General features: G+C 70.8%; 27 protein-coding genes. 24 read left to right on the top strand and 3 right to left on the bottom strand.

Annotated elements, in window-relative coordinates:
* From ACFTWP_RS37575 to ACFTWP_RS37535, 9 genes are all read left to right on the top strand, one after another.
* Positions 1-951, top strand: a 951-nt coding sequence (locus ACFTWP_RS37575) for an AAA family ATPase (RefSeq protein ID WP_380269606.1), incomplete at its 5' end; no start/stop codon positions are given.
* A complete protein-coding gene (locus ACFTWP_RS37570; protein WP_380269605.1) occupies positions 948-2,747 on the top strand; it encodes a hypothetical protein in 1,800 nt (599 codons plus the stop codon). The genes ACFTWP_RS37575 and ACFTWP_RS37570, both read left to right, overlap by 4 nt.
* A 276-nt stretch (positions 2,748-3,023) precedes the next feature.
* On the top strand, positions 3,024-3,365 hold the full coding sequence (locus ACFTWP_RS37565; RefSeq protein ID WP_380269604.1) for a DUF317 domain-containing protein: 342 nt from the start codon (positions 3,024-3,026) through the stop codon (positions 3,363-3,365).
* 191 nt (positions 3,366-3,556) lie between these two features.
* A complete protein-coding gene (locus tag ACFTWP_RS37560; protein WP_380269603.1) occupies positions 3,557-4,087 on the top strand; it encodes a hypothetical protein in 531 nt (176 codons plus the stop codon).
* Between the two features lie 864 nt (positions 4,088-4,951).
* On the top strand, positions 4,952-5,155 hold the full coding sequence (locus ACFTWP_RS37555; RefSeq protein ID WP_380269602.1) for a hypothetical protein: 204 nt from the start codon (positions 4,952-4,954) through the stop codon (positions 5,153-5,155).
* The gene (locus ACFTWP_RS37550; protein WP_380269600.1) at positions 5,155-5,838 is read left to right on the top strand and encodes a restriction endonuclease; all 684 of its coding nucleotides are present in this window, start codon (positions 5,155-5,157) and stop codon (positions 5,836-5,838) included. Before ACFTWP_RS37555 ends, ACFTWP_RS37550 begins: the two co-directional genes overlap by 1 nt.
* A 43-nt stretch (positions 5,839-5,881) precedes the next feature.
* Positions 5,882-6,592 (top strand): restriction endonuclease, encoded by a 711-nt coding sequence (locus ACFTWP_RS37545; protein WP_380269599.1) that lies wholly within the window; start codon positions 5,882-5,884, stop codon positions 6,590-6,592.
* Positions 6,593-6,672: 80 nt separating this feature from the next.
* Positions 6,673-7,260: a hypothetical protein gene (locus tag ACFTWP_RS37540; RefSeq protein WP_380269598.1), complete on the top strand. Its 588-nt coding sequence runs from the start codon at positions 6,673-6,675 to the stop codon at positions 7,258-7,260.
* Positions 7,206-7,766: a hypothetical protein gene (locus ACFTWP_RS37535; RefSeq protein WP_380269597.1), complete on the top strand. Its 561-nt coding sequence runs from the start codon at positions 7,206-7,208 to the stop codon at positions 7,764-7,766. The genes ACFTWP_RS37540 and ACFTWP_RS37535 overlap by 55 nt, the downstream gene beginning before the upstream one ends.
* Positions 7,767-8,068: 302 nt before the next feature.
* Here ACFTWP_RS37535 and ACFTWP_RS37530 read toward each other — a convergent pair whose 3' ends face one another.
* From ACFTWP_RS37530 to ACFTWP_RS37520, 3 genes are all read right to left on the bottom strand, one after another.
* Positions 8,069-8,437 (bottom strand): hypothetical protein, encoded by a 369-nt coding sequence (locus tag ACFTWP_RS37530; RefSeq protein ID WP_380269596.1) that lies wholly within the window; start codon positions 8,435-8,437, stop codon positions 8,069-8,071.
* Positions 8,434-9,606: an acetyl-CoA carboxylase biotin carboxylase subunit family protein gene (locus tag ACFTWP_RS37525; protein WP_380269595.1), complete on the bottom strand. Its 1,173-nt coding sequence runs from the start codon at positions 9,604-9,606 to the stop codon at positions 8,434-8,436. Before ACFTWP_RS37525 ends, ACFTWP_RS37530 begins: the two co-directional genes overlap by 4 nt.
* A 72-nt stretch (positions 9,607-9,678) precedes the next feature.
* Positions 9,679-10,218: a GNAT family N-acetyltransferase gene (locus ACFTWP_RS37520; protein ID WP_380269594.1), complete on the bottom strand. Its 540-nt coding sequence runs from the start codon at positions 10,216-10,218 to the stop codon at positions 9,679-9,681.
* A 59-nt stretch (positions 10,219-10,277) separates the two neighbouring features.
* On the opposite strand from ACFTWP_RS37520, the gene ACFTWP_RS37515 reads away from it, so the two are divergent.
* The 15 genes from ACFTWP_RS37515 to ACFTWP_RS37445 all read left to right on the top strand — a co-directional run bounded on the left by ACFTWP_RS37515 (position 10,278) and on the right by ACFTWP_RS37445 (position 26,472).
* A complete protein-coding gene (locus ACFTWP_RS37515; RefSeq protein WP_380269593.1) occupies positions 10,278-10,532 on the top strand; it encodes a hypothetical protein in 255 nt (84 codons plus the stop codon).
* A 423-nt stretch (positions 10,533-10,955) separates the two neighbouring features.
* Complete coding sequence (locus tag ACFTWP_RS37510) at positions 10,956-11,384, top strand: NUDIX domain-containing protein (protein ID WP_380269592.1); 429 nt, start codon at positions 10,956-10,958, stop codon at positions 11,382-11,384.
* Between the two features lie 300 nt (positions 11,385-11,684).
* Positions 11,685-12,887 (top strand): helix-turn-helix transcriptional regulator, encoded by a 1,203-nt coding sequence (locus ACFTWP_RS37505; protein WP_380269591.1) that lies wholly within the window; start codon positions 11,685-11,687, stop codon positions 12,885-12,887.
* Positions 12,888-12,918: 31 nt separating this feature from the next.
* Positions 12,919-13,560, top strand: coding sequence for an HAD-IA family hydrolase (locus ACFTWP_RS37500; protein WP_380269590.1), 642 nt, complete (start codon positions 12,919-12,921; stop codon positions 13,558-13,560).
* Between the two features lie 124 nt (positions 13,561-13,684).
* Positions 13,685-14,137: a hypothetical protein gene (locus ACFTWP_RS37495; RefSeq protein WP_380269589.1), complete on the top strand. Its 453-nt coding sequence runs from the start codon at positions 13,685-13,687 to the stop codon at positions 14,135-14,137.
* A 303-nt stretch (positions 14,138-14,440) separates the two neighbouring features.
* Positions 14,441-15,418, top strand: coding sequence for a hypothetical protein (locus ACFTWP_RS37490; RefSeq protein ID WP_380269588.1), 978 nt, complete (start codon positions 14,441-14,443; stop codon positions 15,416-15,418).
* 64 nt (positions 15,419-15,482) lie between these two features.
* A complete protein-coding gene (locus ACFTWP_RS37485; RefSeq protein ID WP_380269587.1) occupies positions 15,483-16,979 on the top strand; it encodes an amino acid permease in 1,497 nt (498 codons plus the stop codon).
* Positions 16,976-18,385 carry a glutamine synthetase family protein gene (locus tag ACFTWP_RS37480; RefSeq protein WP_380269586.1) on the top strand — a complete coding sequence of 470 codons (1,410 nt, stop codon included), beginning with the start codon at positions 16,976-16,978 and terminating at the stop codon, positions 18,383-18,385. Before ACFTWP_RS37485 ends, ACFTWP_RS37480 begins: the two co-directional genes overlap by 4 nt.
* Before the next feature lie 86 nt (positions 18,386-18,471).
* Positions 18,472-19,980 carry a glutamate ligase domain-containing protein gene (locus ACFTWP_RS37475; RefSeq protein ID WP_380269585.1) on the top strand — a complete coding sequence of 503 codons (1,509 nt, stop codon included), beginning with the start codon at positions 18,472-18,474 and terminating at the stop codon, positions 19,978-19,980.
* 32 nt (positions 19,981-20,012) lie between these two features.
* A complete protein-coding gene (locus ACFTWP_RS37470) occupies positions 20,013-20,534 on the top strand; it encodes a LuxR C-terminal-related transcriptional regulator (RefSeq protein WP_380269584.1) in 522 nt (173 codons plus the stop codon).
* Positions 20,531-20,758 (top strand): hypothetical protein, encoded by a 228-nt coding sequence (locus tag ACFTWP_RS37465; protein ID WP_380269583.1) that lies wholly within the window; start codon positions 20,531-20,533, stop codon positions 20,756-20,758. The genes ACFTWP_RS37470 and ACFTWP_RS37465 overlap by 4 nt, the downstream gene beginning before the upstream one ends.
* A 191-nt stretch (positions 20,759-20,949) precedes the next feature.
* Complete coding sequence (locus tag ACFTWP_RS37460) at positions 20,950-21,492, top strand: hypothetical protein (protein ID WP_380269582.1); 543 nt, start codon at positions 20,950-20,952, stop codon at positions 21,490-21,492.
* 262 nt (positions 21,493-21,754) lie between these two features.
* Positions 21,755-24,463, top strand: coding sequence for a SpoIIE family protein phosphatase (locus ACFTWP_RS37455; RefSeq protein ID WP_380269581.1), 2,709 nt, complete (start codon positions 21,755-21,757; stop codon positions 24,461-24,463).
* Between the two features lie 102 nt (positions 24,464-24,565).
* Positions 24,566-24,763 (top strand): hypothetical protein, encoded by a 198-nt coding sequence (locus ACFTWP_RS37450; protein ID WP_380269580.1) that lies wholly within the window; start codon positions 24,566-24,568, stop codon positions 24,761-24,763.
* Positions 24,764-24,831: 68 nt separating this feature from the next.
* Entirely contained in the window at positions 24,832-26,472 is a 1,641-nt protein-coding gene (locus ACFTWP_RS37445; RefSeq protein WP_380269607.1) for an IS1182 family transposase, read from the top strand.
* Positions 26,473-26,502 lie beyond the last annotated feature (30 nt).

Genomic DNA, 26,502 nt, shown 5'->3' with positions numbered 1-26,502 from the left:
GCGGCGATCAGTCCGCCGGGAACGCACTCTCCCCGCGCCGCCGCGGCCACGGCCCGCACGACCGCTCCCGCAGCGCCCGCGTCCAAGCCGGGCGGTCCGATCCGCCGTGCGGGGGGCCAGCTCTACCACCCCCGGGAGCTGGCCGACCTGCCCGACGTCGAGGCGCTAAATCGCTTGCGCGACGCCGACGTGCCGGTGCTGCTCTACGGTCCCCCGGGCACCGGCAAGACATCCCTGGTGGAGGCGGCGTTCCCCGACCTGCTCACCGTCGCCGGCGACGGCGACACCACCGTCGGCGACCTGATCGGCGAGTACACGCAGGACGACGGCGGCAACTACGTCTTCCAGTACGGCCCGCTGGTCACCGCGATGACCGAGGGCCGCGCCCTGCTGATCGACGACGCCACCCTGATCTCACCGAAGGTGCTGGCCGCGCTCTACCCGGCCATGGACGGGCGCCGCCAGATCCAGGTCAAGGCCCACAACGGCGAGACCATCCAGGCCAAGCAGGGCTTCTACGTGGTGGCAGGCCACAACCCCGGCGTGCACGGCGCCGTGCTGACGGAGGCGCTCGCGAGCCGATTCAGCGTACAGATCCAGGTCGGCACGGACTACGACCTCGCCCTGGCCCTGAAGATCGACGCCCGGGTGGTCCGGATCGCCCGACATCTCGCCGGCCAGGTCGAACTCGGCGAACTGGGCTGGGCCCCCCAGCTACGGGAGCTGCTCAGCTACCAGAAGACCGAGGCCGTCCTCGGCACCAAGGCCGCGCTCGCCAACCTGATCGGCATCGCTCCCCTGGAGGACCGCGACGCCGTCGCCGCCGCCGTCGGCAAGATCGCCGGCATCAAGGAGGTCAAGCCCCTCACCCTCGGCCGACAGCTCTCCGCCGCGACCGCTTCGGCCACCCAGCAGCCCACCGGACCCGCGCACCGGGGCCGCCAGCGATGAGCGCCCACCACGTCCAGCCCCCCGCCACCACACCCAACGACGACGCCGACCTCGCGCGCTGGGACAACGACGGCGCCCCGCCCGCACAGCCCCGGTCCTCCCCGGCCGCGTGGCTGCGCGTGGGAGCCGAACTCGGCGACCGGCTGGTCGCCCTGTCCGGCCGCCAGGACCTCCTCGTCACCTGCCGCCCCGGCACCCGCAGCGGCGCACCGGCCGCCTACTTCCCCGGCCTGGCGGAGATCGAGTTCGACGCCGAGCTGTTCGCCCCCCTTCAGGCCCATGAGGTCCGTCCGCGGATCGTGGGTGACGAGGAGCGCTATCCCGCTGCCTGGGGAGTGTTCGTCCACGAGGCCGCCCACGCCGCCCACTCCGTCTGGCGGCAGCCGCCCGGCGCGGACCCCCGCGTCGTCCAGGCCGCACTCCTGCTGGAGGAGAGCCGCGTCGAAGGCGCCCACCTGATCAGGCGGCCCACCGACCGCACGTACCTGCGCACCAGCGCCCGGACCCTCGTCATGCCCGACATCGCCAACCCCACCCTCCAGGGCGTCGAGCACGCCGCCAGCGCGGCGGCCCTGATCCTCGGCCGCCGCGACGCCGGCATCCTGGACGCCGGCGAGACCAAAGCCGTCGCCGACCTGTGCGAGAAGGTCCTGGGCACCGACCTGCTGGCCACCCTCACCGGCATCTGGACCGCAGCCCACCGGTGCGCCGACCACGACGCCACCACCATGCTCGCGCACGCCCAGGACTGGTGCGACGCCCTGGACACCGCCGCCCCCGCCCTGCCCGACGCGCCGCAGGACCTCACCGATCTGCTGTCCGGCGCCGTGACGGTCGTCCTGGACAACATGGCCGCCAACGACCGTGCCGACCTCGCGGCACAACTCGCCGCGAACAACGCCATGGCCGCACAGTCCAGGGCACAGGCCAACGACCGCGCCCAGCAGGCCGGCCGGCGACGCAAAGCCGCCGCCACCGCCAAGTCGGTCTTCAACTGGGACGGCACCACCGTCAGCCCAGACGGCACACCAAGGCCCTCCGACAACCCGATCACCGGCACCCGCAAGCCCACCGCCGCCGAGCAGAGCGCCGCCGCGCGCCTGAGCCGCGCCCTACGCGCCGCCGCCTACCGGGAACGCACCGAGGAGCGGACCACCAGCCCCACCCCGCCCGGCCGCCTCAACATGCGCCAGGCCCTCGCCCGCGACGCCCAGCGCGCCGCCGGCTCAACACCCACAGCAGAGCCGTTCACCCGCACCCGCCGCAGCAACTCCCCCACCCCACCACTGCGCGTGGGCATCGCCGTCGACATCTCCGGCTCCATGCGTGCCGCCTGCAAACCCGTCGCCTCCGCCGCCTGGATCGTGGCCCACGCAGCAGCCCTCACCGACCCCGACTCCCGCACCGCCACCATCGCCTACGACATGAATCTGACCGCACTGACCCGGCCCACCCACCGGGTGCCAGACCGCGTGACCCAGTTCCACGCCAACGGCGGCAGCCACAACCTCGGCGATGCCATCGACGCACTCGACCACGGTCTCGACCTCGGCCGCCCTGGCGCGGGCCGCCTCCTCGTGATCGTCACCGACGCCCGCTACACCGGCGGCGAAACCGCTCAGGCCGTCACCCGCATCAAACGCCTCACCGCCGCCGGCTGCGCCGTACTCCAGCTCACCCTCACCCAGGCGTCCCTCCACCTGCCAGGGACCACCCTGCTCCACCTGCCCCGGCCCTCCAGTGCTCCCGCCGCCATCGCTAAGGCCGCCACCGACGCCATCCGCAAAACACGCTGAGACGCCGTCACACGGCCACGATGATCAGACGCAGAAGCCCCTGTCCGCCAACGTCGCCAACCTCACCGAGACGAGTGGTCCACTACCGGCCAGGGTCACCGAGACTCCGCCGGGTTCATCGAGACAGGACACGGGGCGCCGCCCGTCCGCAGGGCCGTTTCCGCGGTCGGCGCCGGTGTTCGCCTGCGGCAGACGCCATCGGCTACGCGAACCGGTCGAACCCAAGCAAACATGGACGCTCCCCCTCCCCGAACAGGAAGGCGCAGCGTCGTGACCGTGGCGATCAACGCTCCCACTGTCCCTGGCCTCAAGCCCGGTGGCCCGATCGAGCACCGCAGCTGGCTGACCGGCCCGGGCAGTCCCTACGGGGTGTCCGAGTTCCTGGCCGCCCACGGCTTCAGCTGGGTCGTCGACCCCCATGGCAGTCTCCACGCCGCCTCTGCCGACACGCGTGTCTACCTCGGCTACGCCCCTGACGACCCGAACGCGGACACCTGGACGATCGCGGTCACCGGCACGGCCCGCGAGCCGGGCTGGAAGGCCGTGTTCGACCGCAACGCGCCGGTCGAGCTGGTCCTGGACCTGCTCGCCGCCATGCACAACCGCACCAGCCGCTGACACACCGAAGGACGCGCCACATCAGCAACGCCCGCGACACCGACCTCACCAAGACCTTCGCCGCCGTTCAGTACCTCGCCATCGCCGGCACCATCACCACCGCCGCCACGGCCACGACCTGCGCCGTCCTCCACCTCAACCTCCTCGCCGCCGCTCTCATCCTGACGTGCGGCCAGCAGGTCGCGCTCCAGGTGAAGCTCCAGCGCCTGCAGCGCGCCACGACGGCCGCCCTGGCCGGCGGGCGGATCCCGCACCAGCGCGACCGGGTCCAGCTGATCCACGCCCGACGCCCTGGCGCACCGTCCTCTCCTCGTCCCCGGCCCTGGAGGCTCCAGCACGTGAAGTACACCGCCCGCAACCACGCCTTCAAGGGATTCATCCGCGTCCTGGTCGCCTACGGCGCGGCGGGCACCGCCTGGTTCGCCTTCCTCAGCGTCCGCGACGCCGTCACCGACCCCGGCTTCCACGGCGGCAGCCTCATCTCGTGCGCCGCCTTCGTTTTCCTGACGGTCCGGGCGGCCCGCACCTGGGACGACCTCACCGACGCCGACGTCCTGCGGTGGCTGCGCGGCGCCCCGCTGCCGTGCAGCGCTGACAGGCTCGCTCGCCAGCTGGGGCGGCGTCCCGGCCCGGTTAGGCTGAGCCTTGGCCGCCTGGAGCGTGACGGGCACGTCGTCGTGGCCGACACGGTCGACGCTGTCAGTCGCTATATCGTCCGCTGAGTCCTCCCGCGCTCCGGGCCGGACGGCCAGGGGGCCCGCACTTCGGTGCGGGCCCCTGGTGTGTCTGCGGCCCGGAGCGTTGCGCACCCGCGACAGACCGCCCAGCGAGGAAGCGGCGGCGCTGTCCTGGTGGCCGGCTTCCGGCGAACTCCTGATCCGCCCAGGTCGTCCGAGGCGTCGCACTGCGGCGCCTGGCCGTCTGCGGCACCCGCTCGCCGTGGGTGCCGCAGACGGGGCACCACCTTCGGGCTGTTGTTGCGCTCGCAGCAACATCGCTGCCCTGTGGCCCGCCACAAGGGGCAGTCGGCAACCGATCTCCTGGGAACGCCCAGGCCAGTGGCACTCCGGAGTTGTTTCACCAGACGCAACAACACTGGTGGCCGAGGTACGTCGTGCGGGACAGGCCTTCGCAGCCGAGTGCACGGCAGGTCTCCTCGAAGCTGCCGGCTCACTTTTCTGCCCGGGCGCCGCCGACCGCGTGGACCGGCGGATCCGGCGCGAACGGCCCCGGCCCGTGCCACCGGAGTGCGCCGCTGATTTGTCGCCAACTTCATGACCGGAACCCCCGCGCCGCTGCCGGTCCGGTATCCGCGCAGGCCAGGGCACTGCTCCCGGGCCGCGGGCATCTGAGTCCCTCGCTCGCCGTCGACCGGCTGCTCCACGGGGTCGTTCGATCACGCAAGGTCATCGGCGGTGTTCGGGGCCAGGCCCGGTCATCGAGGCCGCGGTGGCACGTTGTCCGGAACACGACCAGGCCAGCGGTCGCTTGCCGGTGATCGGCCAGTTCCTGTCGTGGGCCGCTGGTACATCAATGACCAGACGGGCCGCGTGGGGCGGTCCGCCGAGGGGAGGGGAACGACTCCGATGCCGGTACCCGAGGGATATCACGTCGTCCGCAGGCACATCCGCCGCAACCCGCGGCCCAGCGCCAAGAAGATGAGCGGCTGGACGATCGCCGGGATCTGCGCGCTGGTGTGGCTGTGGGGACACTTCATCGGCTTCAGCGACAGCGACACGACCACGCCGAGCACGCCGGCGCCGGCCGCCTCCGCCCCCGCGGCGCGCTGATGGCGCGCAGGCGGCGCCGGTGGCGCCGGCCGCGCGGCACCACCGAGCTTCTCGCAGCCGCGGTCGTTGCCCTCGCGGTGCTCGTCTGGCTCGCCCGGGCCGCCGAGACCGCTGTCCGGGCTGCCGCGCGCAACTGGCCCGTCCTGGCGGCTATCGCGGCGGCGGCCGGCGTCGGTGCGGGCGTGTGGTGGGTGCGGCGCCGGGCGGCGACCCGGGTGCGCGCCGGGCGGCTGGCGGCGCTGCGGCTCAGCCTGGCCGGCATCGACGCCCTCGGTGACCAGGAGTTCGAGTTCGCGCTGCGGGATCTGCTGGTGCGCGACGGCTGGAGCGCCCGGAAGGTCGGTCAGCAGGGCGACCAGGCCGCCGACGTGATCGGCCAGCACCCGGTCCTGGGCCGGATCGTGCTCCAGGCCAAGCACACCAAGGTCGGCGCGAAGGTCGGCTCCCAGGTGATGTACCAGGTCAAGGGCACCGCCGGACCCGCGCACGGCGCCGATATCGCGGTCGTGGTCACCAATGGCTCCTTCACCCGCGATGCCAAGGCGTGGGGCGACAAGCACCACGTGCACTGGGTCGACCGCGACCGGCTCCGCCTGTGGGCCGAGCACGGTCTCACCCTGCACGACCTGCTGCGGCTGCCGGCCCGCACGTCCAGGCGCGGACTGGGCCGGCCGGCGGCATGACCGTTCCACCGCACATAATCCGACAGCGACAGGGAGGGCGACAGTGCGCGAGGACGGCACGTTCGATCCGCTGCTGAAGTTCATCGCGGGGGCGCTGGTGGCCGTTGCCGTCGCCAAGATGTTCTGGCAGTGGCTGTCCACCACGTTCTGGCACTGGCTCAGCGCGGACGTGTGGGACTGGATCGCCGGCCACCCGTGGTGGTCGGCGCTCATCGCCAGCCCCGTCGTCCTCGCCGCCGTCCTGCTGGTCAGACTCTTCGCCCCTCGCGGGTACGCCCACTACGACGACTTCAACGACGACTTCGACGACGGCGAGGAGGAGCCGGCGGGTCCGGTCTACCGGATGCGCCACCTGGACGCGATGCACCCGACCGACTTCGAGAAGGCGTGCGCCGCGATGCTGGCCCGGGACGGCTTCACCCGGGTCGAGCACTCCGGGGGGCCGCGCGACCTCGGCGCGGACGTCATCGCCTGGGACCACCACGGCCGCAAGGTGGTCGTGCAGGTCAAGCACTACGCCAGGCCGGTCGGCTCCCGGGACGTGCAGACGTTCAACGGCACCGCGAGGCCCGTGCACCACGCGGATATGCCCGTGATGGTCGGGCTCAACGGCTTCACGGCGGACGCAAGGGCACTCGGCGACGACCAGGATCTGGCGCTGGTGGGCCGGCGGACGCTGAAGCGGTGGGCCCACGGTACTCACCTGTACGACGCGATGGACGCGGAGCTCGACGAGAACCGCACTGCCGCCTGAACCCGCCCGCCCCCACGCGCGGTGCCCCCAAGGGATGGGGCATCGGCCGGGCTGTCGGTGCGGCTCCGTATCCTCCCGGCATGAACACCGTGCGCGCCAGGCTCTGGCGTACCAAGCCCCGGTTCGGCCTCGACGGGAAGGCCGTGACGGTCGTGGCCACCGAACTCGGCCGGGGCGTGCTGCCGGTGTCCCTCTCCCAGCTCGTCAACGTCAACGCCGTGGCATGCGACCTGCGCAAGATCATCGACCAGGGTGTGCGGGACGGCGAGATCGCGCTGCTGACCAGCTACGTGGCCGAGGCGGTCGACGGGTCGCCGCTGACCGCGCACTACCCGCAGCTCACCGCGTCCTCCCGGCACATCCGCAGCTTCGTCAGTGAGTGCACCGGCCTGGGAGTCATGTCGGCGGTCAGCGAGGCCCTGTTCGAGTGGAAGCCCGGCAAGCGGACCCTCAACAGCTTCGGCGTGCTCCCCAAGCAGCTCAAAGGTTTTTACGGCACCTCAGGCCCGCGCCCGGACCTGCTATTCCACCTTTGGCCGGGGAAGCCAGGGGCCGCAGCCGCATCGCCAAGACACCGTTCCCCGCATCGGAGACCCCTGACCAGCGCAGCCGCATGGCGACCCTCGCCAACTGGTCGAAGGACGAGGGCAGCCACGCCCACTTCATGAGCTGGGTGTGGATCGGGCCCGGCGGCGTCGTGGTCGACGTGTTCCTGCCCGACGACGACCAACTGGTCAACGCCGTTGCCAAGGACTGGATGACGGAGATCGGCGGCGAGACCTGGGTCATGCCGGTGCCGCGTCCCCGCGAGCGCGCGGACGCCTTCGACCTACCCGACACCGAAGATCTGCTGAACGAACCTCTCGGCTTCCTGGAACCGTCGCTGCCGCCGGTGCGCGCCCGGACGCGGATCGAGGAGGCCGTCGAGCTGGCCGACGACTGGGCCGACTCGGCGATGGACCGGCTGTTCGAGCGCAGCCCCACCACCCTCGGCACCGTCGCGGGAGTGCCCGTCAGAGGCGAGTGGATCAGAGGCGACCGGATCGGCCCTGCAACGCACGAGGTCCTGGTCGGTGTCCTCGCCGAAGGACTGCCGGTCGACCACCGCGCCCGGCGCAGGCACCGCGACCCGGCCCCGGCAGGCTGGATGCCTTCCTGGACGGACGGCTGCTGACGGTGGTCCGCCGCCTGGACGGGGACCGGCCGGCCTGGGACTTGATCAGCGAGGACCTCCTCGACGCCTGACCCCCGGCCCTGCGCATCCACGGATGCAACGACTCCGGGCGCCCCGGCGGCGAAGCCGTGGGGGTGCCCGGCCGATCCAGCACGTTGTTCACGCGGCATCCCACCAAGCCCGGTTGCCTGGGCAGCGGGTCCCAGGCCGGGCCGCCAGGAGGGGGTCTGCCTCAGCGGGCCCACTCCCGACAGCGCCGGAACACCGCGATGCGGGACGCCCATCGGATGCAGGACCGTTCGTCAGCCGAGGTACGTCATGCGGAACAGCCCGTCGTAGCCGAGCCCGCGGTACATCTCCTCGAAGGTCTCCCACTCCCGCTCGGGGCCCTCGGTGCGTGCGGTGTCGACCTCGCCGGCGCCGAGGTCGCGCTCCTGCCACTCGTGGGCGCAGCGGCAGCGGACGAAGACGAGGGGGCCGACCTGGATCAGGAGCCAGTCGCGGTTGGCTTCGCAGGCGGCGCAGGTGATGACGATGCCGCGGGGCATGAGGGGTTCGGGGTGGGGGACTGCCAGGACGGTGGCCGGCTCCGGGGCGGGTTGGGGGTCCTGGCCGAAGCGGAAGTTGGTGTATCGGGGGGTCTCGGGGTCACGGCCGTCAGGAGTGTTCAAGGAGCCCTCTCGTGTGGTGTACGGGAGTAAATGCTCCGGGGTGCACTTTTGGTTCCCTGTTGCCCGATTTCCCTGCCGTATTCTGGATCACATCCGCCCAGGGTCGGCGAGTTGCTCCTCCTTCGTGGGGTCGGATGCGCGTTTCCGTCATCGGCGTGGAGCCGGCCCAGGGTGGGCGTGAGGTCCGGTTCCAGGCCGAGGGCGATGTCGGCGGCGGCGAGCGGCAGGTCGATGCCGGTGGCCTCCCGTACCAGGTGGGGGATCAGGTCTCCGCCGAGGCGGCCGTTGACTTCGATCAGGCGCGGGCCGGCGCTGGTGAGGCGCATCTCGACGTGGCTGACGCCGTTGGCGAAGCCGAGGGCGGTGAGGGCGGCGACGGCTACGGGCCCGGCGAGGGCCAGGAGCGGGTCGCCTGCCTCGACGCTGTGACCGGTCTCCTCGAAGAACGGCTCCGCCCCGAGTTGCTTGCGGGTGATGGCGACCGGGGTGGTGGCTCCTCGGACGGTGACGCACTCCACGGAGATCTCCGGGCCGTCCAGGTACTCCTCCACCAGGACGTCGGTGCCTTCGTCGTCTTCGGCGGCCTGGGCGGCGTGGGCGTAGGCGGTGGCGAGGGCGGCGGGGTTCTCGGCCTTGATGACGCCGAGGCTGCCGGCCTGGCGGGCGGGCTTGAGGACGACCGGGTACCCGGTGGCGTCGGCGGCCCGTTCGGCCTCCTCCAGGGTGGTGACGGGGGTGCTCTTCGCCGAGGGGACGTTGGCGGCGTCGAACGCGGCCCGGGAGGCGGCCTTGTCGCGGCACGCCATGGCGGTGGCGGTGGAGTTGCCGGGCGTCCCGAGGCGCTCGGCGATGTGGGCGGCGCCCACCAGGGAGAACTCGTCCCAGGTGAGGACGCCCCGGATCCCGTTGAGGGCGAGGTCGTCCGCCGCTTCCAGCAGGTCGTCCAGGTCGTCGAGGTCGGCGACCTCGTGGTCGGCGATGTACGGCACCTCCCAGCTGGGCCCGCTGCGCCCGATGAGGACCGCGCGGTGTCGCGCGGCGATCTGGGCGAGTCCGTACTCCCGGTAGGCGCGGTCACCGGCGTTGACGACGAGTAGGACGCCGGAAGTCGGGGAATTGCGGTCGGTGGCCGATCGCGCGGCGGGCGAGGAGGTGGTCGCGTGCGGCATGGGGTCCTTCGTGGTCGGTGGCAGGTGCGGCGCAGGCCGGCCGGGAGCGGGGTGTGACCGGCTGATAGCGGTTCACCAGGTAGCGCCTGGTGCCAGGTAGGGGAGCGCCTGTTCGCCGAGGCGCTTGGACAGGCGAGTGAGGGCGTTGGCGGTGACCAGTTGGTGGCCGGGCAGGTGGATGACGGTGCGCAGGACGTGGGGCCGGTAGCCGAAGCGGGCCTTGGCCTGGTAGTTGGCGCGGCCAGCGTCGATGGTGTGGGCCCCCTGGTCGATGGCCCAGCGGGGCGCCTCCGTCATGAGCCAGGTGTAGACGCTGCGAGCCAGGTCGTGCTCGTAGTCGACGCCGGAGGCCCACAGGGACAGGCGGCCTTCGTGGAGCCAGCCGTAGATGCCGCCGACCAGTTCGCTTTGGTGGCGGGCGGCGAGCAGGACGGCGCCGGGCACGGCGGCGAGCTGCAGCAGCATGTCCGCTCCGTACAGGCGGGTGCCGTGGCGGTCCGCTGTGCCGACGGCCAGCTGCGCGAACGCCGGCAGGGCGGGCAGCATCGCGGGGCCGGTCAGGGCGTCCAGTGCCAGGCCCGCCTCCGTGCCGCGCCTCCACCGGCGGCGCACGTCGCGCCGGCCTGCGCAACCCCCGTGCCGCACACGCCTGGAACCAGCAGGCCGACGCCATGCCCGCCGGCCGCTACACTCGCGCCGTCGGCATCCGCTTCGCCGTCCTGGGTACCACCCACCTCCAGGAACGCGACCTCGACCAAGGTCTCGCCATGGGCCATCAGGCCCTCAACGTGCTCGGTCGGGTCCGCTCCGCCCGAGCCCGCGGGTACATCCTCGATCTCGTCGGCGCACTCGACGAGTGGAAGAGCGAGCCTCGCGTCACCGACTTCATCCACCTCACCCGATCCGAACTCGCAGCCGTAACCTGACTCAGGGACGCCGCTGGTTGCGTCCCTGCCCCTACCAGTAGCGGCCGGTGGTCAAAGTCGGAGACGCTGGCACCAATGCCGTCCGAGGTCTCGCCCACCAGCACGGCATGTCAGGAGGAGGTGCTTCGACCACCGCCATCGCGCCCCAAGGCCGGCCGGCTCGGGCTCACCCGGTCGCTGGCCCGAGAACCTGGACCGGCCGGCGTGAACCCTGCTCTGCCCAGGGCCGTCCAAGTCGGGGCGGGGAACGACCGACACTCCCATAGGATCTGATCGTCTGCCAATGCGTCCAGCGCCGACGCCGACCCCAAGACGTCGCTGCAGCAATTACGTTCCTCTCCGACCCCCGACCAGGCCCTGGCGTTCGACGAGGCTGGATCATTCACTGGCCGCCGCACACCACCGGGACAGAAAGAGTGCAACGTGCAGCACCGAGTCCGAGCCGTCCTCCTCACTCCGAACGACACCATGCTGCTGATCAAGCGCATCCGCCCTGGCATCGACCCGTACTGGGTCATCGTCGGCGGCAAGATCGAACCGACCGACGCCGACCCCGAGGACGCCCTGCGACGCGAGGTCCGCGAGGAGATCGCCGGCGAAGCCCAGATCGTCAGCGTCCTCCACACCCACCAGACCGACACCGACCACGAGACTTTCTACCTGGCCACGATCGAGAAGTGGAGCTTCGAGGGCCGCACCGGCCCCGAGTTCAGCCAGGAAGGCCGAGGCGAGTACATCCTGGAGGAGATCCCCGTCACCACCACCGCGCTCGACGCCATCAACCTCCTCCCCGATGAGTTCACCGCCGTCCTGCGCGAGGCCATCACAGGTGGCGAGCTCCAGCGTTCCTGACCTCGACATCGCCGAGGGCGGTCATCCTGTTCAGCCACATCGCGAGGTACGCCTGGCTCGACACGGAGGCCGTCCTCAGCGCTCCCCTGCGGAGGCAACCATCCCGCAGGTCAAGGGTTGGCAAGCCTAGAGACCCGCGTGCGGCCATCTCGTGTCACCTCGCGTTCGGCGAAAGCCGATTCGCAGTAGTGATGCTGCGTCATATCTACAGCGGGGAAAGACGCTTTTTCCAGGAACACCGCCACCAGTGCGGTCGGGCGGGTACCGTCCGAAAATCGAAAGCAGTCGAGGGGGGTACCTATGGGCCAGTGGCAGGACTTCACCACAGGTGAGCGGATCAAGATGCTCCGGGGGAAGGAGACTCAGGCTGACCTGGCCGGCCGTAGCGGTCTATCGATGCACACGATCCAGAAGGCGGAGCAGGACAAGAACGTCTCACTTCCGACTCTGCTCCGGCTGGCGGAGGCGCTGCACTCCGACGTGTCGGTGGTCCTGGGCCAGCAGGCTCCCCGTCGGGGGATGGGACGGGATGACCGGTCGATGCTTCGTGAGCTGTCGCGGACGGTCCACGACACTGCTGCGGGCATCCTGGCGGATCCGGCCGAGGGCGCTGCTCCGGGGCCGGCCGATCTCGCGGAGGCAGCTGAGCGGCTGTGGCGGATCTACTGGCGGGGGGCGTATGCCGAGGCTGGTGTCCTGGCCGCGCCGTTCCTGCGGTCGGTGGCATTGTTTGCCCAGGCGGTGCCTGTCAGCCAGGAGGCCGCAGCAAGTGCTCTGCTCTCGGATGCCTACCGGGCAGCCGGGTTGATCGCGAATTTCCTCGGTGCGCGGGATCTGGCGTACGCCTCGATCGGCCACGCGATCCGGCACGCAGAGTTGGCGGCCGATCCGGTGCGGGTGTCGATGCTGGGGTCCGCCAGGGCGCGGGTGCTGCTGCGAGACGCACGGGTGGAGCAGGCGCTCAAGGAGGCCGAGGCAGCGGCGGCCCGCACCGAACCGACCTTCTCGGAGCAGGGAGCTGGGCTGCTGGCGGCGTACGGGAAGAACATCACCTTTGCGGCGGTCGCGGCGTCCCGGCTCGGAGACGCCGATCGGGCTGGGGACCTGCTGTCGCAGGCGCACGCGGTGGCGGCCCGCCTGGGGCGTGATGTCTACGGGAACGGTCTCCAGTTCGGCCCTTCCTATGCCGGTGCCCAGGCCGTGGGGATCAACGTCACCCTCGGGCAGGCCGGCCGGGCACTGGACATTTCCCGCCGGTTCGATCCGTCCGGCCTGACGCAGGCGGCGCACAACCGGATGATGCTCGATGTCGCGCTCGCGCAGTGTGATTCGAGGCAGTGGGACACCTCGCTGGACACCCTGCTGGAGGTCTGCTCGGCTCACCCGGAGTGGGCGACGCACCAGGCCATTCCCGGGGTCATCATCCAGAGGGCCGGCCGCGCCGGAAACAGCCGGATCCGTAAACTGTCTGAGATCCTGGGGACGTCTCCGACCGTCCGGTGAACGTGAGCCCGAAACCCCTGCATTGGAGTGCGTGTTGTCCTACCGCGGCCTGATACTCGACTTCGCGGGAGTGATGACCACTCCGATCGGCCAGTCCTCGCGGGCGTGGTGTGCCAGTGAGGGCCTTCCGGCCGACGCTTGGCGGCGCACGCTCGAAGACGATCCGGTGGGGCGCTCGCTCTACGTCGAGCTGGAGCTGGGGCGGATGCCGCAGGCCGAGTGGAACCGGGCGACCGCGGCGCTCATGGGCGTGTCCGCCGAGAACCTCATGGGACGTGCCCATGGCGGGGTTCGGGCCGTGGCGGAGATGGTCGAGCTGGCGGAGCGGGCCCGTGCGGCAGGGATCGTCGTCGCCCTGTTGTCGAACTCCTACGGCGTCGATCCGTACAACCCGTATGCGGCGACCGGGGTCTGGGACCTGTTCGATGTGCGGGTCATCAGCGGGATGGAGGGCATCGCGAAGCCGGACCCTGTGATCTACAGGCGCACGCTGCAGCGCATGGGCCTGACCGGTGCCGACTGCGTGTTCGTGGACGACCACAGGCCGAACCTCGCGCCGGCCGAGACGTTGGGTATCACGACGGTGTTCGCCGACGGCCCCGGCACCGCCGCCCGAGTGGCGCGCCTGCTGGACCTCGACCCCGTCGAGTCGAGTGCGGCAGCCTGCTCCTGACAGCACGAAGGGACCCAGTGGGACGTGAACTCCTACACACCGTACGAGTTCACAGTCCCGCGATCTCCGGAAGTCGTACGGACCGCCGGTTCGCTGAGAGCGACGCTGGCGTGACAGTAGTGACATGCTCTTGGACGTACCTCAATCGCCCGGCCGTGTCCCTGTCGCAATCTACATCGCCTCCCCGGGCGCAGACCCTGACGGCCTGCTGGAAGCCCACTGCCGCCAGTACGCGGAGACCCGCGAGTGGGTGGTCACCGCCGTGTTCACGGATTCCGGGCCGCTGCCCCCGATGGAGGAGCGGATGGGCTGGAGCGACGTCCAGAACGCCCTGACGGCAGGCACCGCGCGAGGCGTCGTAACGTGGACGCGCTCGATGGTGGCCGAGAGTGCCGAGGCATGGGAACGCCTGACGGTACGGCTTGGCGAACTGGCCTGGTTCCTGGCGGCCGGAGCGCTCGACACACCGGGGCAGGCACTGTACGGCCGCGGCTCCGCCGGCCCCGGCCGTGGCGGGAACCGGGCGCCGGAGCAGGGCAGTTTCTCCCCCCGCGCTGCCCCACCAACCAGGCACTGAACTGCGGCACAGCGGTCGCAGGAGAAAGGCACCGGCACCCTCGAAGGCGACCGGAAAGATCATATTTAGCAGTGAATACGACTGTTCGAATAGTCGCTGGCGATCACTCTCGGGCACCGCTTCGCAACGGGCAGATACTCAGGCCGAAGGCGATCACTTCGTTCGTCGCGGTCGCGACGGTTCCGGTCCGCGATCGAGAGCACGCCTCCGTGCATCACAGCAGCCATTCACCATCGGCGGCCTCCTGGCTGCCGATCCGGTGTCGTAGCTGCCTCATCAATATCTTCCTGGGAAGGAACGGCGATGGACGCCTCGTACGGCACCGGCACTCAGCTGGTGCAGCATCCCGCCGGCCACGACGGCGAGCTGCGCTGGGCCGTCGAGGAGTTGCGGGCCGGACGCTGGCTCGCCACCCGCACGCTGCTGGCGGGTTCGTGGGCCGATCGGTCGGTATGGACATCGCGCACACAGGCACTTGGTGCGGTCGCGGCCCGGACGGATGTCCTGCAGTACTGGGCCGCGGAGGAGCCGAACGGCTTCGGCCTCGTCACGCTTCAGGCGCGGGCCGCCGTCGAGATGGCCCTCGCAGCCGGACAACAGCAGACCAACCCGCTGGAGGCGTCCGCCCGCGAGGACGTGGCCCGGGCGTGGTGCTGGCGGGCTGCCTCCACCCTCGCTGACGACCCCGTTCCGTGGATCGGCCTGCTCGCGCTCGCCCAACTGGACCCTTCCCAGGCGCGTCCCGAGCACCGGGTGGAGGCACCCGACCGGATGCTCCCTCCCGGCCCCTGGGGTCTCCTCGACCAGGCCCGCCGGACGGACCCGTGGAACCGTGAGGCGTTCCACCGCATGCTCCGCTTCCTACTGGTCCGGGGCGAGGGTGGCTCCGCGACGGAGTTCCTGGCGGCCTACCTACCCGCTGCCCCAACCGGTTCTCCGCTGCACGCCCTTCCGCTCTATCTGCACGTCGAGCGCTACCACCGTGCCGGACGTACGGAGCGAGCCGCGCTCCAGTGGACGAACGATGAGAGCGTCCGCTCCACGGTGCTGCGGGCCTACGAGCATTGGCAGGCGAGGACGAGCGGTGTCGGCCGGTGGCCGGTGGTGGACGAGAGCCACCTCGCCCACGGGCTCTGGGCGACCCGCCAACCGCTGCAGGCCGCCGAGGTGTTCGCGGCGCTGGACCCCTTCGTCTCCTCGCAGCCCTGGATGAGTTTGTCGGACCGGCCGGACGATCTGATCCGCCAGGCCGTGGCCCAGTCCTTCGCCGCCACGCGCTGACCGTGTTCTGCCCGGCCTCCGGCCCGGGTGCCCCAACGCCGTCTCCCCTTATGGAGGTTCCTGCATGTCTCGGTCCCACCGCTCCGCCCCGGTCCACGGGGACGACGACCATCTGCGCTCCCTCGGCTACGAGCCCGAACTGATCCGCCGGATGGGCGGGTTCGGGAACTTCGCCGTCTCCTTCTCGGTCATCTCGGTGCTCAGCGGCTGCATGACGCTGTTCGGCTTCGGGCTCGTGACCGGCGGCCCGGCCGTCATGATGTGGGGCTGGGTCGGCGTCGGCCTGGCCGTGCTGCTCGTCGGCCTCTCCCTGGCCGAGGTCACCAGCGCCTACCCCACCTCCGGCGGCCTCTACTTCATGGCCCAGCGCCTCGGCGGCCCTCGCTGGGGCTGGGTAACCGGCTGGCTCAACCTCCTGGGCCTGCTGGGCGGGATCGCCGGCATCGACTACGGCGCCGCAAGCTTCATAGCCGCCTTCGCCGCGCTCCAGTGGGGCGTGGTGCCGACTCCGGGCCTGATCCTCACGATCTTCGCCGGAGTTCTGGTGCTGCACGCCCTGTTGAACGTCGTGGGTGTCCGGGTGGTGAGCCTGCTCAACAGCATCTCGGTGTGGTGGCACCTGACTGGCGTTGCGGTGATCGTCGGCGTACTTGCAATCGTCCCCTCCCACCACCAGGACGCGGGCTTCGTGTTCGGGCACTTCGTGAACGAGACCGGATGGTCGAACCCGGTCTACGTCTCGGCGGTCGGTCTGCTGCTGGCCGGTTACACCTTCTGCGGCTACGACGCCAGCGCACACCTGTCGGAAGAGACGACGGACGCCAGCATGGCGGCGCCGCGCGGCATCGTCCGCTCGATCTGGGTCTCCCTGCTGGCGGGATTCGTACTGCTGACGGGCCTGCTATTCGCGGTGCAGGACTACGCCGGCACCGCCGGGGCGGCGGTGCCGCCGGCGCAGATCTTCCTCGACGCGCTCGGAACGACCGGCGCGAAGGCGCTGCTGCTGATCGTGATCGGCGCCCAGCTGTTCTGCGGCTCGGCCGAAACCACTGCGGCGTCCCGCATGATCTATGCCTTCTCGCGGGACAACGCACTGCCCGGCTCAGCAACCTGGCGCAGGGTGTCACCTAACGGTGTTCCGGTGCCGGCGGTCTGGCTTGCCGTGTCGGTGGCGTTCCTCCTGGCTGTGCCCTCGCTCTGGTCGCCTGTCGCGTACGGGGCCGTGACCGCGGTGAACGTGATCGGCATGACCCCCTCCTACATCATCCCGGTGTTCCTGCGGCTGCGGCGGGGCGACCGCTTCGTTCCCGGCCCGTGGAACCTGGGCCAGTGGAGCCGTCCCGTCGGGACCGCCGCCGTGGTGTGGGTCGTCGTGGTGACCGTGCTGGTGTGCCTGCCGCAGCGCTACCCGGTGACCGTCGACACGTTCAACTACGCCCCCGTCACCCTGATCGTCGTCCTGGCCCTGTCGGCCGCCTGGTACCGGATGGCCGGATCGAAGTTCTCCGTGCCGGTCGTCCAGGACGCGCACCTGGCCCGGATCGAGGAACTGATCGTATGAGGGCGACCGTGCGCGCTGCCCGCACCCGCACGGGCCGGACGACGGCCGGGGCCGCGGCGCCCGTCGGGCCGCTGGACCAGCTGGTTGACGCCCACCACGTCGAAACCGTACTGCTCGCGGCCGTCGACGTGCAGGGACGGCTCAAGGGCAAGGCGTACGACGCCCGGGTGCTGCTGGAGCGGCTCCGGTCGGGCCGGATCAGCCCGGAGATGTGCGGGTACGTGATCGGCACCGACCTGGGCATGGCCGCACCGCAGACCGGGTCGTTCTCGTGGGAGAGCGGCTTCGGTGACATCGCGCTGCTGCCCGACACCCATCGGGCCCGGGTGTTGCCGTGGCTGCCGGGCACGGCGCTGGTGCTGGCCGAGCCGGTTCTCGGCGGGTGGCCGCACCCGCTCGCCCCGGTCACGGTGCTGAACGAGCAGCTCACCCTGCTGGCCGGCCACGGCCTGTCCGCCGCCCTCGGCATCGAGACGGAGTTCGTCCTCTACGAGGGCACCGCCCGGGACGCAGCGGCGGCAGGTTGGCGCAGGCTGCGGCCTGCGACGTGGGACAACCGCGACTATGCCCTCGACCAGCCGGGGCCGGTCGGCGAGTTCGGCACACGTCTGCGCCAGGTCCTCGCCGGAGCCGGACTGCCGGTCGAGGCGGTGAAGTTGGAGGGTGCCCCCGGTCAGGTCGAGGTCACCTTCCCCTACGGGGAACCGGCGGCCGCGTGCGAGCAGCATGTGCTGTTCAAGCACGCGACCAGGGTGGTCGCCGACGATCTGGGACTCGCTCCCTCGTTCATGGCGGCTCCGGCCACCGGGGTGGGCAGCGGCATGCACCTTCACATCTCCCTGCACTCCGACCGGGGACCGGCGCTGGCCTCCGACCGGGGTGGCGGGACGGTGCTGTCGGAGGTGGGCGAGCAGGCGGTGGCTGGCCTGCTGGCAGTGCTGCCGGTGACGGCTCCGCTGTGGGCGCCCTACGTCAACTCCTACCGGCGCTACGGAGACCACTCGTTCGCGCCGGCCCGCTTCACCTGGGGCCGGGACAACCGCTCGTGCGCGGTGCGGGTAGTGGGCCACGATCAGAGCCTGCGGCTGGAGGTGCGCCTGCCCGGCGCCGACGCCAACCCGATGCTCGCCGTGGCGGCCGTCCTCGCCGGCATCCGCCACGGCATCACTGCCGGTCTCAAACCCCGGCCGCCCAGCAGCGGCGACGCCTACCAGGACACCGACGCGGCGCCCGTGCCACGGTCCCTGGCCGAGGCCCTCACTGCGTTCGAGACGAGCGAGCTGGCGGCCGAACTGCTGGGCGCGCGGATCATCGCGCACCTGGCCGCCGTCGCCCGCCTGGACCTGGACCACCACGCCGCCCGCGTCACCGACGCCGAGCTTGAGCGCGGCTTCGCCCAGGCATGAACCCCGGGCCGGCAGCGGGCCGTCCCCCTCCCCGCCGCCAGCCCCGGACCAACCCCTCACTGCACCCTTCCTCGATGGAGACCTCCGTGGACACCACTACCCTTCGCGCAACCGTGGCGGCCCCGACCGTGCCCGAGCTGCTGTCGGCCCCGCACCTGGTCGACGTCGCCTTGCCCGCCATGGAGGGCCTGGCCCTGTGGCTGGCCGAACGCGGCGCCAACGTCACCGGCAGCGTCCCGCCCGCCGAGCACGACAGTCCGGTGGTGGCCGGCCTGCGGGCCGCCGGGGTGAGAGTCGAAGCCGGCTTCGCGACCGAGCACGTGCACGGCGACCGAACGGCGGTGGCGTGGTCGGGCGCCGTCGTCGGCGCCCACCCCGAACTCGACCGCGCCCGGGTGCTGCGGCTGCCGATGCTCGGGCGCGCACCCGCGCTCGCGGCGGTGGCCGCGCACCCTGGGCGGCAGGTGGTCGCGGTCGGTGGCAGCCACAGCACCGCCACTGCCGCGGCGGCCCTCGCCGCAGCGCTGGATGACGGCACGACCGGCTGGATCCTCAACGCCGTTGCGCAGGGAGGATCCGCCGGCCACGGCGGCACGGGCCGACTCGTCGTGGACTTCTGCCCCGACACCACCACCCACGAAGCCCAGCCGCCCAGCCTCTGGCAACGCCACCCTGCTCCACACCTGGACAACCGGATCAGCCCCGCCGTCGTGCTGATCACCAGCACCGGCGCGAACGCCCCCCACCACCTGGACAACGTCGAAGGCCTCAAAGCCGCCGAGCGCCTCGCCCGCACCGCCGCCACCGTCGTCCTGCCGACCTGGGACCAGGGCACGCCAATCCTGCGCGAGCGCCTGACCGACCGGCGCGGCCCCGCCCTCGTCACCGTCGGCCTCGACCAGGGCGCCGACGTGCGGATCCTCGTGCCCCGCTGGACGGGCGACGCCTACCACCTCACCCTGCGATACCGCGGCGCGCAGCACGCGTTCGTACTGCCGATCGCCGGCCGCCACCACGCCCTGGCCGCCTGCGCCGCCATCGCCACCACGCTCGTCCTCGGCGAGGACCCGCAGATCGTCGCCGAGCGCCTGGCCGAGTTCCGCGGCGTCGAACGCTCGCTCGCCACCGTCGGCACCCAGAAAGGGATCACCGTGGTGGCCTCGCGGGCCCGGCACCCCCACGAGGTCGCCGACGACGTCACGGCGGCCCGTCTACTGACTGAAGGCTCGGTGATCGCCGTCCTGGAGCCGGACGGCTTCGCCCGCACCACCGCACACGCAGCCGAGCTCGGCGCCGCCCTCCGCGGCGCCGACCACGCGGTCCTGCTCCCCATCAGTACCCCACTGACCTCCGTCCACGCCGACGATCCCCTCAACACCGTCGAGCACCACGCCGGTGTGGCCCTCGGAACGGACGCGGTCCGCCGGGTGCGGTCCGGCCCGTGCGAGCCCGGCGTCGAGCAGCAGATCGCCACCCTCGCCGCCCCCGGCGACCTCGTCCTTCTCATCGGTACCGGCCAGGCGGCCACCCGCCTCGGCCCACGCCTGCTGTTCCACCTCGGCGCCCCCCACTCCCCGATCCCCCGCCAGCTGTGACCCGCCCGCCCGCGTCCGCGAAAGAACGAACGATGACCACCACCGGGCCCCTGCCCGACCTCAGCGACCAGCACCGCCGGCTGATCGTCCTCGTCACCTCCGGCGCCAGCCACCCCCAGATCTCCGCTGGCCCCGGGGTCGCTGTGGCGGCGAACGGCGTCCGCGCCGCCATCGAGACGCTCCTCGCCAGGACCCGCACCCGCACCGTGCTGCACCTCGCCGCCTGGCCCACCGCCCAGCGCATCGTCACCTCCCCGGTCCACCCCACCGGCGCCTTCACCATCAAGCCGCAGCTCACGCCCCGCCTGTCCCAGATCCTGCGCGGCTGGTCCACCGGCCGCAGCACAACCGAGCTGACCGCCGAATGGGGCATCGCGCCGAACACGATGCGGACCTACACCGAGACGCTGCTCACCCAGCTGGGTGTCGACAGCCAGCCCCAAGCCGGCGTCGTCGGGGTCCTCTCCGGGCTCACGCTCCTGAGCGACACCAACGCCTCCTGGGCCGCCGAGCCGCTCGCTCGCGACAACGGGCAGAACAAGCCCAGTCGTTGAGCACCGGCCGGATACCCAGCGGAGACCGCTCCCGAGCGCTGTGCCTCCTCCTCGGAGCCCAGATCGGTGGCGCCACCGTCTACTTCCTCCAACACCGCGCCGAGATCAACCACCCCCTCTACCTGGGGATCTTCACCGCCACGTCGTTCGCCGCCCTCGCCACCGCCGACCGCATCGTCAAGCAGCGCACCCGGCTGAGCAACACCGGCGCCACCAGCGGCTGACCGACCCGCACCACACCCATGGCGGCCATTCGGGCCAGGGCCGTACCCCTTACGACACCACCGAGAGAAGACGTGGAACTCGCCCTCCTCACAACAGCCCCCGATCGAGCGCCCAGACCAGCCAGGCACTACGCCGCCCGCCCGCTCGCGGGCGGGAACTGGACGACTACCTGCGCAAACGAGACGGTGTCGTGGTCGACTTCGATGCCCTCGCGGGCGTGCCGCGCACCGGGCTCTCCGCAGCCGCCACCGCCCTGCTGGCCACCGGCGTCGTCAGCGCACCGGCCGATCCGACGCCGCTGGTGCGGCTGCTGCACCGGGCCCGCTCCCGGGCGATCCCGTGTCTGCTGATCGCTCCCATGCTGGGTGAGAATCTGGTGGAGCGGCTCGGCGCCCTGCGCCTGCCGCACCTGTTCTCCGCCGCCGTCTCGGCGACCGAGAGCCTGGCCGACGGCATCAACCCCTTCCGGCAGGCGGCCCTGCACCTCGACATCTCCAGCCACCACTGCCTGGCCATCGCGCCCGGTGGTGCCAAGGGCCCGGCCGACACCAGCGGCGCGAAGCTGCTCATCAGCCGCTCCGGCTCCATCGAACACCCCACCCAACCCCCACCGCTCTCACCGAGGCCGAGCACGACGTCGCGATCTTCCTCGCCCTCGGCCATACCTGCGATACCGCGGCGCTGGCCCTCTCCAAGTCCCGTTCCACCGTGTGCACCCAGACGGCGGAGCTGAACCGCCGGTACTTCCCCGGAGCGGCACCGCACCGTCGCGCGCCTGATCGCGGACGGCCTCGTCGAGACCGCGGCCCTGCGTTAGTGGCGGCGACCTGGTCGGGCTCCAGATAGGAGAAGTTTTTATAGTCATCTCTGATGAACATTCGAATCACTCAGGATCGCCAACTGCTGCCCGAAGTGCTGAGCACTCGCTGCTACCTCACGTGAACGAAGCAGCATGATACTTTTCGTAGCGCGAGGAGTCGTGCACACTTATTCTCATGCATCTGCGTCGTCCACGGAGCCTGGCTGGCCAGCTTTTTGCGTTGCAGGCCACGCTATTGGTCGTCGCTGTCGCCATTTGTGCAATTTTCGCCTACATCAACGCCGGCGCTCAAGCGGAAACCGCAGCCCGACGCCAGACGACGGCCGTAGCCGGGGCGATCGCCAATTCTTCGTTCGTTACCGACGCGATCCGCTCGTCGAACCCGACCGCACTGCTCCAGCCGTATACGGAGAGGGTCCGCCTGGACACGGGTGTCGCTTTTATTACGATCATGAATACGAACGGGATCCGATGGACTCACCCGGATCCCCGGCTCATCGGCGGGAGATTCTCCGGCCACATCGCGCCCGCCCAGCAGGGCCACACGTTCTACGAGACCCACACCGGGTCCTTCGGGCCCACAGTGCGCGTAGTGGCGCCGATCAGGGACGGTGACCGTATCGTCGGCCTGGTCAGCGCGGGCATCACGGTGAAGAGAATCAATGCCCAGGTGCAGCAGCAACTGGTGTCGTTGCTCGGCGTGGCGCTCGCCGCGCTCACCCTGTGCGGGCTCGGCACGTACCTGATCAACATCCGCCTGCGACGCCATACCCGCGGCAGCAGCGCCGACGAGCTGAGCCGCATGTACGAGCACCACGACGCGGTCCTGCACGAGGTCCGCGAAGGTGTCCTCATCGTCAGGCGAGACGGAATGCTGCTGCTCGCCAACGACGAGGCCCGGCGGCTGCTGAGCCTGCCGTCGGACGCAGAAGGAAGCCATGTCACCGGGTTGGGTCTGCCCCCCGGCACAGTCGATCTGCTGACGTCGGACCGCATCGCCACCGACGAGGTACACCTGATCGAGGGCAGGCTGCTCGCCCTCAACAAACGGTTCACGACTCCGTTCGACAGAAACCATGGCTCCGTGGTGACCCTACGTGACACTACGGAGCTCCGGGCGCTGTCCGGGCGGGCCAACGCGGCACGGGAACGGCTGAAGCTCCTCTACGACGCCGGCGCGAGGATCGGCAGCACGCTGGACGTGACGCGCACGGCCGAGGAGCTGGCTGAGGTGGCGGTACCACGCTTCGCCGACATTGTCACCGTCGAACTTCTGGACCCTGTGCTGAGAGGCGAGGAGCCCTCCGGGGCGAGTACCCAACTGCGCCGGTCGGCCATCGTCGGCTTGGCCGAGGACCACCCCCTCTACGCCCTGGGCGAGCTCATCCGGTTCGCTCCCCAGACCCCGATGGCGGCCAGCGTCGAAGGCGGCCGCTCCGTAGTCGACCGCGATCTCGCTTCCTCGGACGGGTGGCGCTCCCAGGACCCGCAGCGCGCGCAACGCATCCTGGACTTCGGTATCCACTCCCTGGCTGTCGTGCCCCTGCGCGCCCGCGGCGTCGTCCTGGGACTCGTGAACTTCTGGCGGTCGGGAACCACCCCGCCGTTCGAGGAAGAGGACACATTCTTCGCCGATGAGCTCGCGGGCCGCGCCGCAGTCTGCATCGACAACGCCAGGCGCTACACCCATGAGCACACGGTCGCCGTGACCCTGCAGCGCAGCCTGATGCCCAGCGGCTTCCCCGACCAGCAGGCCGTGGAGGTGGCCCACCGCTACCTGCCCGCCAAGGCGGGCGTCGGCGGCGACTGGTTCGACGTCATCCCGCTCCCCGGCGCCCGCGTCGCACTCGTGGTCGGCGACGTCGTGGGCCACGGCCTGCACGCCGCGGCCACCATGGGCTGGCTGCGCGTCGCCGTGCACAACTTCGCCGCCCTGGACCTGTCCCCCGACGAACTACTGTGGCACCTGGACGAACTCGTCACCCGCATCGACGCCCAAGCCGAGAGGGACGGATCCGGCCGATCGGACGTTGGGACCAGGCAGGCCAGCACCGGAGCCACCTGCCTCTGCACCATCTACGACTCCGTCTCCGGACAGGTCACCGCCGCCACCGCCGGTCACCCGCCGCCGACCGTGGTCCTGCCCGACGGCACGGTGAAACTCCTCGACATACCCGTGTCACCGCCCCTGGGCCTCAGCGCCGGCCTGCCCTTCGAAAGTGCCGCGGTCACCCTGCCCGAGGGCTCCAGTCTCGTACTCCACACCGACGGCCTCATCGAGGACAGCGACGGCCTCGACTCCGGCCTGCAGACCCTGCACGACGTACTCGGCGGTCCCACACGCACCCCGGAGGACACCTGCTCCGCCGTCATCGAAGCGATGCTGCCCGTCCGGCCCACCGACGACGTAGCACTGCTGATCGCCCGGACCCGTCGGCTGGACTCCACACACGTCGCCGAATGGGATATGCCCCGCGACCCCGCCCAGGTCGGCCCGGTCCGCAACGCCTGCGCCCGCACCTTGCAGGAGTGGGGCCTTCAGGGCATTACCTTCGCCGCGGAACTCGTTCTCAGCGAACTGATCACCAACGCTGTCCGCTACGGCAGCGCTCCCGTCCGCGTACGCCTGCTCCACGCCACTAGTCTGACCTGCGAAGTCTCCGACGGAAGCAGCACCTCCCCGCACCTGCGCCGCGCCAAGGACACCGACGAGGGCGGCCGCGGCCTCTTCCTCGTCGCCAAATATGCCGCCCACTGGGGAACACGCTATTCCTCCCGCGGCAAGACCATCTGGGCTGAGCTCGCCCTGTGCGCCCCCGAGACGCCCGACGAGGAGGAGACGGCTGAGTCCCTGCTCGGCCAGTGGGACGACGCCGAGCTCTGAGCTTGACTCTGTCGGGGAACTCGGTATTCGGCTGCCTGCGATCGTGGTGGTGCGTCAGTCTTGTGGATGTACGAGGCTCGTGTGACTGGCGAGGAGTGAGAGATGTCGGTACGTCCCCGTCCGGGCGCCGAGGTGCCGGAGCTGACCGCGAGGATGGCGCGTGCCAGAACACCCGGTGACACGACGGCGCTGTGGGTGCGGGACCACCTGGACGGTCTGTGGAGCGACGAGGACTTCGCCGACCGTGAGGTGACCCCCGGATTGACTCTGCTGGCCAATTCACAGGGACTGCTGCGGTGATCGTTCGGCCTGTGGGACCGTGTTGATACGTGCACGTCCTGAGTTTGGGTGGGTGGTCTGTGGTGTCGATGTGGCCAAGGTCGGGCTGTGCGGTGCCGGTGGCGCACGCTGCGTTCCCCAAGGGGAGCTTGGCGATCCGGGTGCGGGAGGCACTCGGAGAGATCTTCACCGACGGGCAGTTCGCCGAGTACTTCGCGGTGCGAGGGCACCCGGCAATCTCACCGGCGCGACTGGCCATGGTGCTGGTGCTGCAGTTCGCGGAGGGGATGACGGATCGCCAGGCGGCCGACGCGGTGCGGGCGCGGGTGGACTGGAAGTACTGCCTGGCTCTGGAGCTGACTGATCCGGGATTCGACGCCTCCGTGCTCAGTGAGTTCCGCGCCAGGCTGGCGCAGGGCGACCGGGCCGGGCTACTTCTCACGCGGCTGCTGGATATCCTGCGGGAGCACGGCCTTCTGGTGAAGGGTGGCCGTCAACGTACCGATGCCACCCACGTCTTGGCATGCGCGCGGATGCTCAATCGCCTGGAGCTCACTATCGAGGCGATGCGCGCGGCCCTGGAGGCCTTGTCCGTGGCCGCCCCGGTATGGCTGGCCGGCCATGCTCCCCTCACCTGGTGGGACCGCTATGCCCAGCGGGCGAGTGACTACCGCCTGCCGCAGGGGGAGGGGCCTCGTGCGGCGCTGGCGGTCATGGTCGGCACGGACGGGTACGAGCTGCTGGAAGCAGTCCGCGCTGCCGGCGCGCCCGCGTGGCTGCGGGAGATCCCCGCGCTTCAGATCCTGCGGATGGTCTGGGTCCAGCAGTACTATCGCGACCACGACGGGCCGCGCCTGCGCGGGAAGGGAGAGCGGCCGCCCGGGGCAGTGGCGATCACGAGCCCGTACGACACTGACGCCCGCTACGGGGTCAAGCGCGGCATGGGCTGGAGCGGCTACAAAGGCCACTTCACCGAGACCTGCGAAACGAGTCGCCCGCACGTCATCGTCCACGTCGCCACCACGCCGGCGACCACCTCCGACGTGGAGACCGTCGCCGCCCGGCATGCCGACCTCGCCGCCGCAGACCTGCTACCCGAACAGGAATATGTCGACGCCGGCTACGTGAGCGTTGACCACATCCTCGACGCCCGCACCCACTACGGAATCGAACTGGTCGGTCCACTGCCGCCGGACTCGGCCTGGCAGGCCCGCGACCCCGAAGCGTTCGACCTCACCCAGTTCACCATCAACTGGGAGACACAGAGAGTCACTTGCCCCAACGGAGCCACCAGCCGCAACTGGAAGAGCACCAGCAATGCGGACGGCCTGCCAATCGTCCAAGCGACCTTCAAAATGCCGGACTGCGGGCCATGCCCGGACCGCTCCCGCTGCACCCGCTCGGCCACCGGCGCCCGGGGCCTGACCTTCCGAGCCCGCCCCCAACTGGAGGCCCAGCGTCACATCCGCGCAGAACAGGCCACCGACGCCTGGCGCACGCAGTACGCCACCCGCTCCGGAGTCGAGGGGACCATGGCGCAGGCCTCACGCCGTTGCGACGTCCACCGCGCCCGCTATCGAGACCAGGACAAGGTCCACCTGCAGCACGTGCTCACCGCGATAGCCCTCAACCTCGTCCGCGTCGACGCCTGGCTCATCGGAGCACCGTTGGGCGGCAGCTGGACCTCCCGCCTCACCACGCTCCGGCAATCACTCACCCTCGCCATGTGAATTGGCCAGCAGAGTCCGCGATGTGGACAC

This window comes from Kitasatospora sp. NPDC057015 (assembly GCF_042673745.1).
GTDB lineage: Bacteria > Actinomycetota > Actinomycetes > Streptomycetales > Streptomycetaceae > Kitasatospora.
The sequence above is the reverse complement of the archived record's forward strand: the minus strand, read 5'-3'. Positions and strand labels throughout refer to the sequence as shown.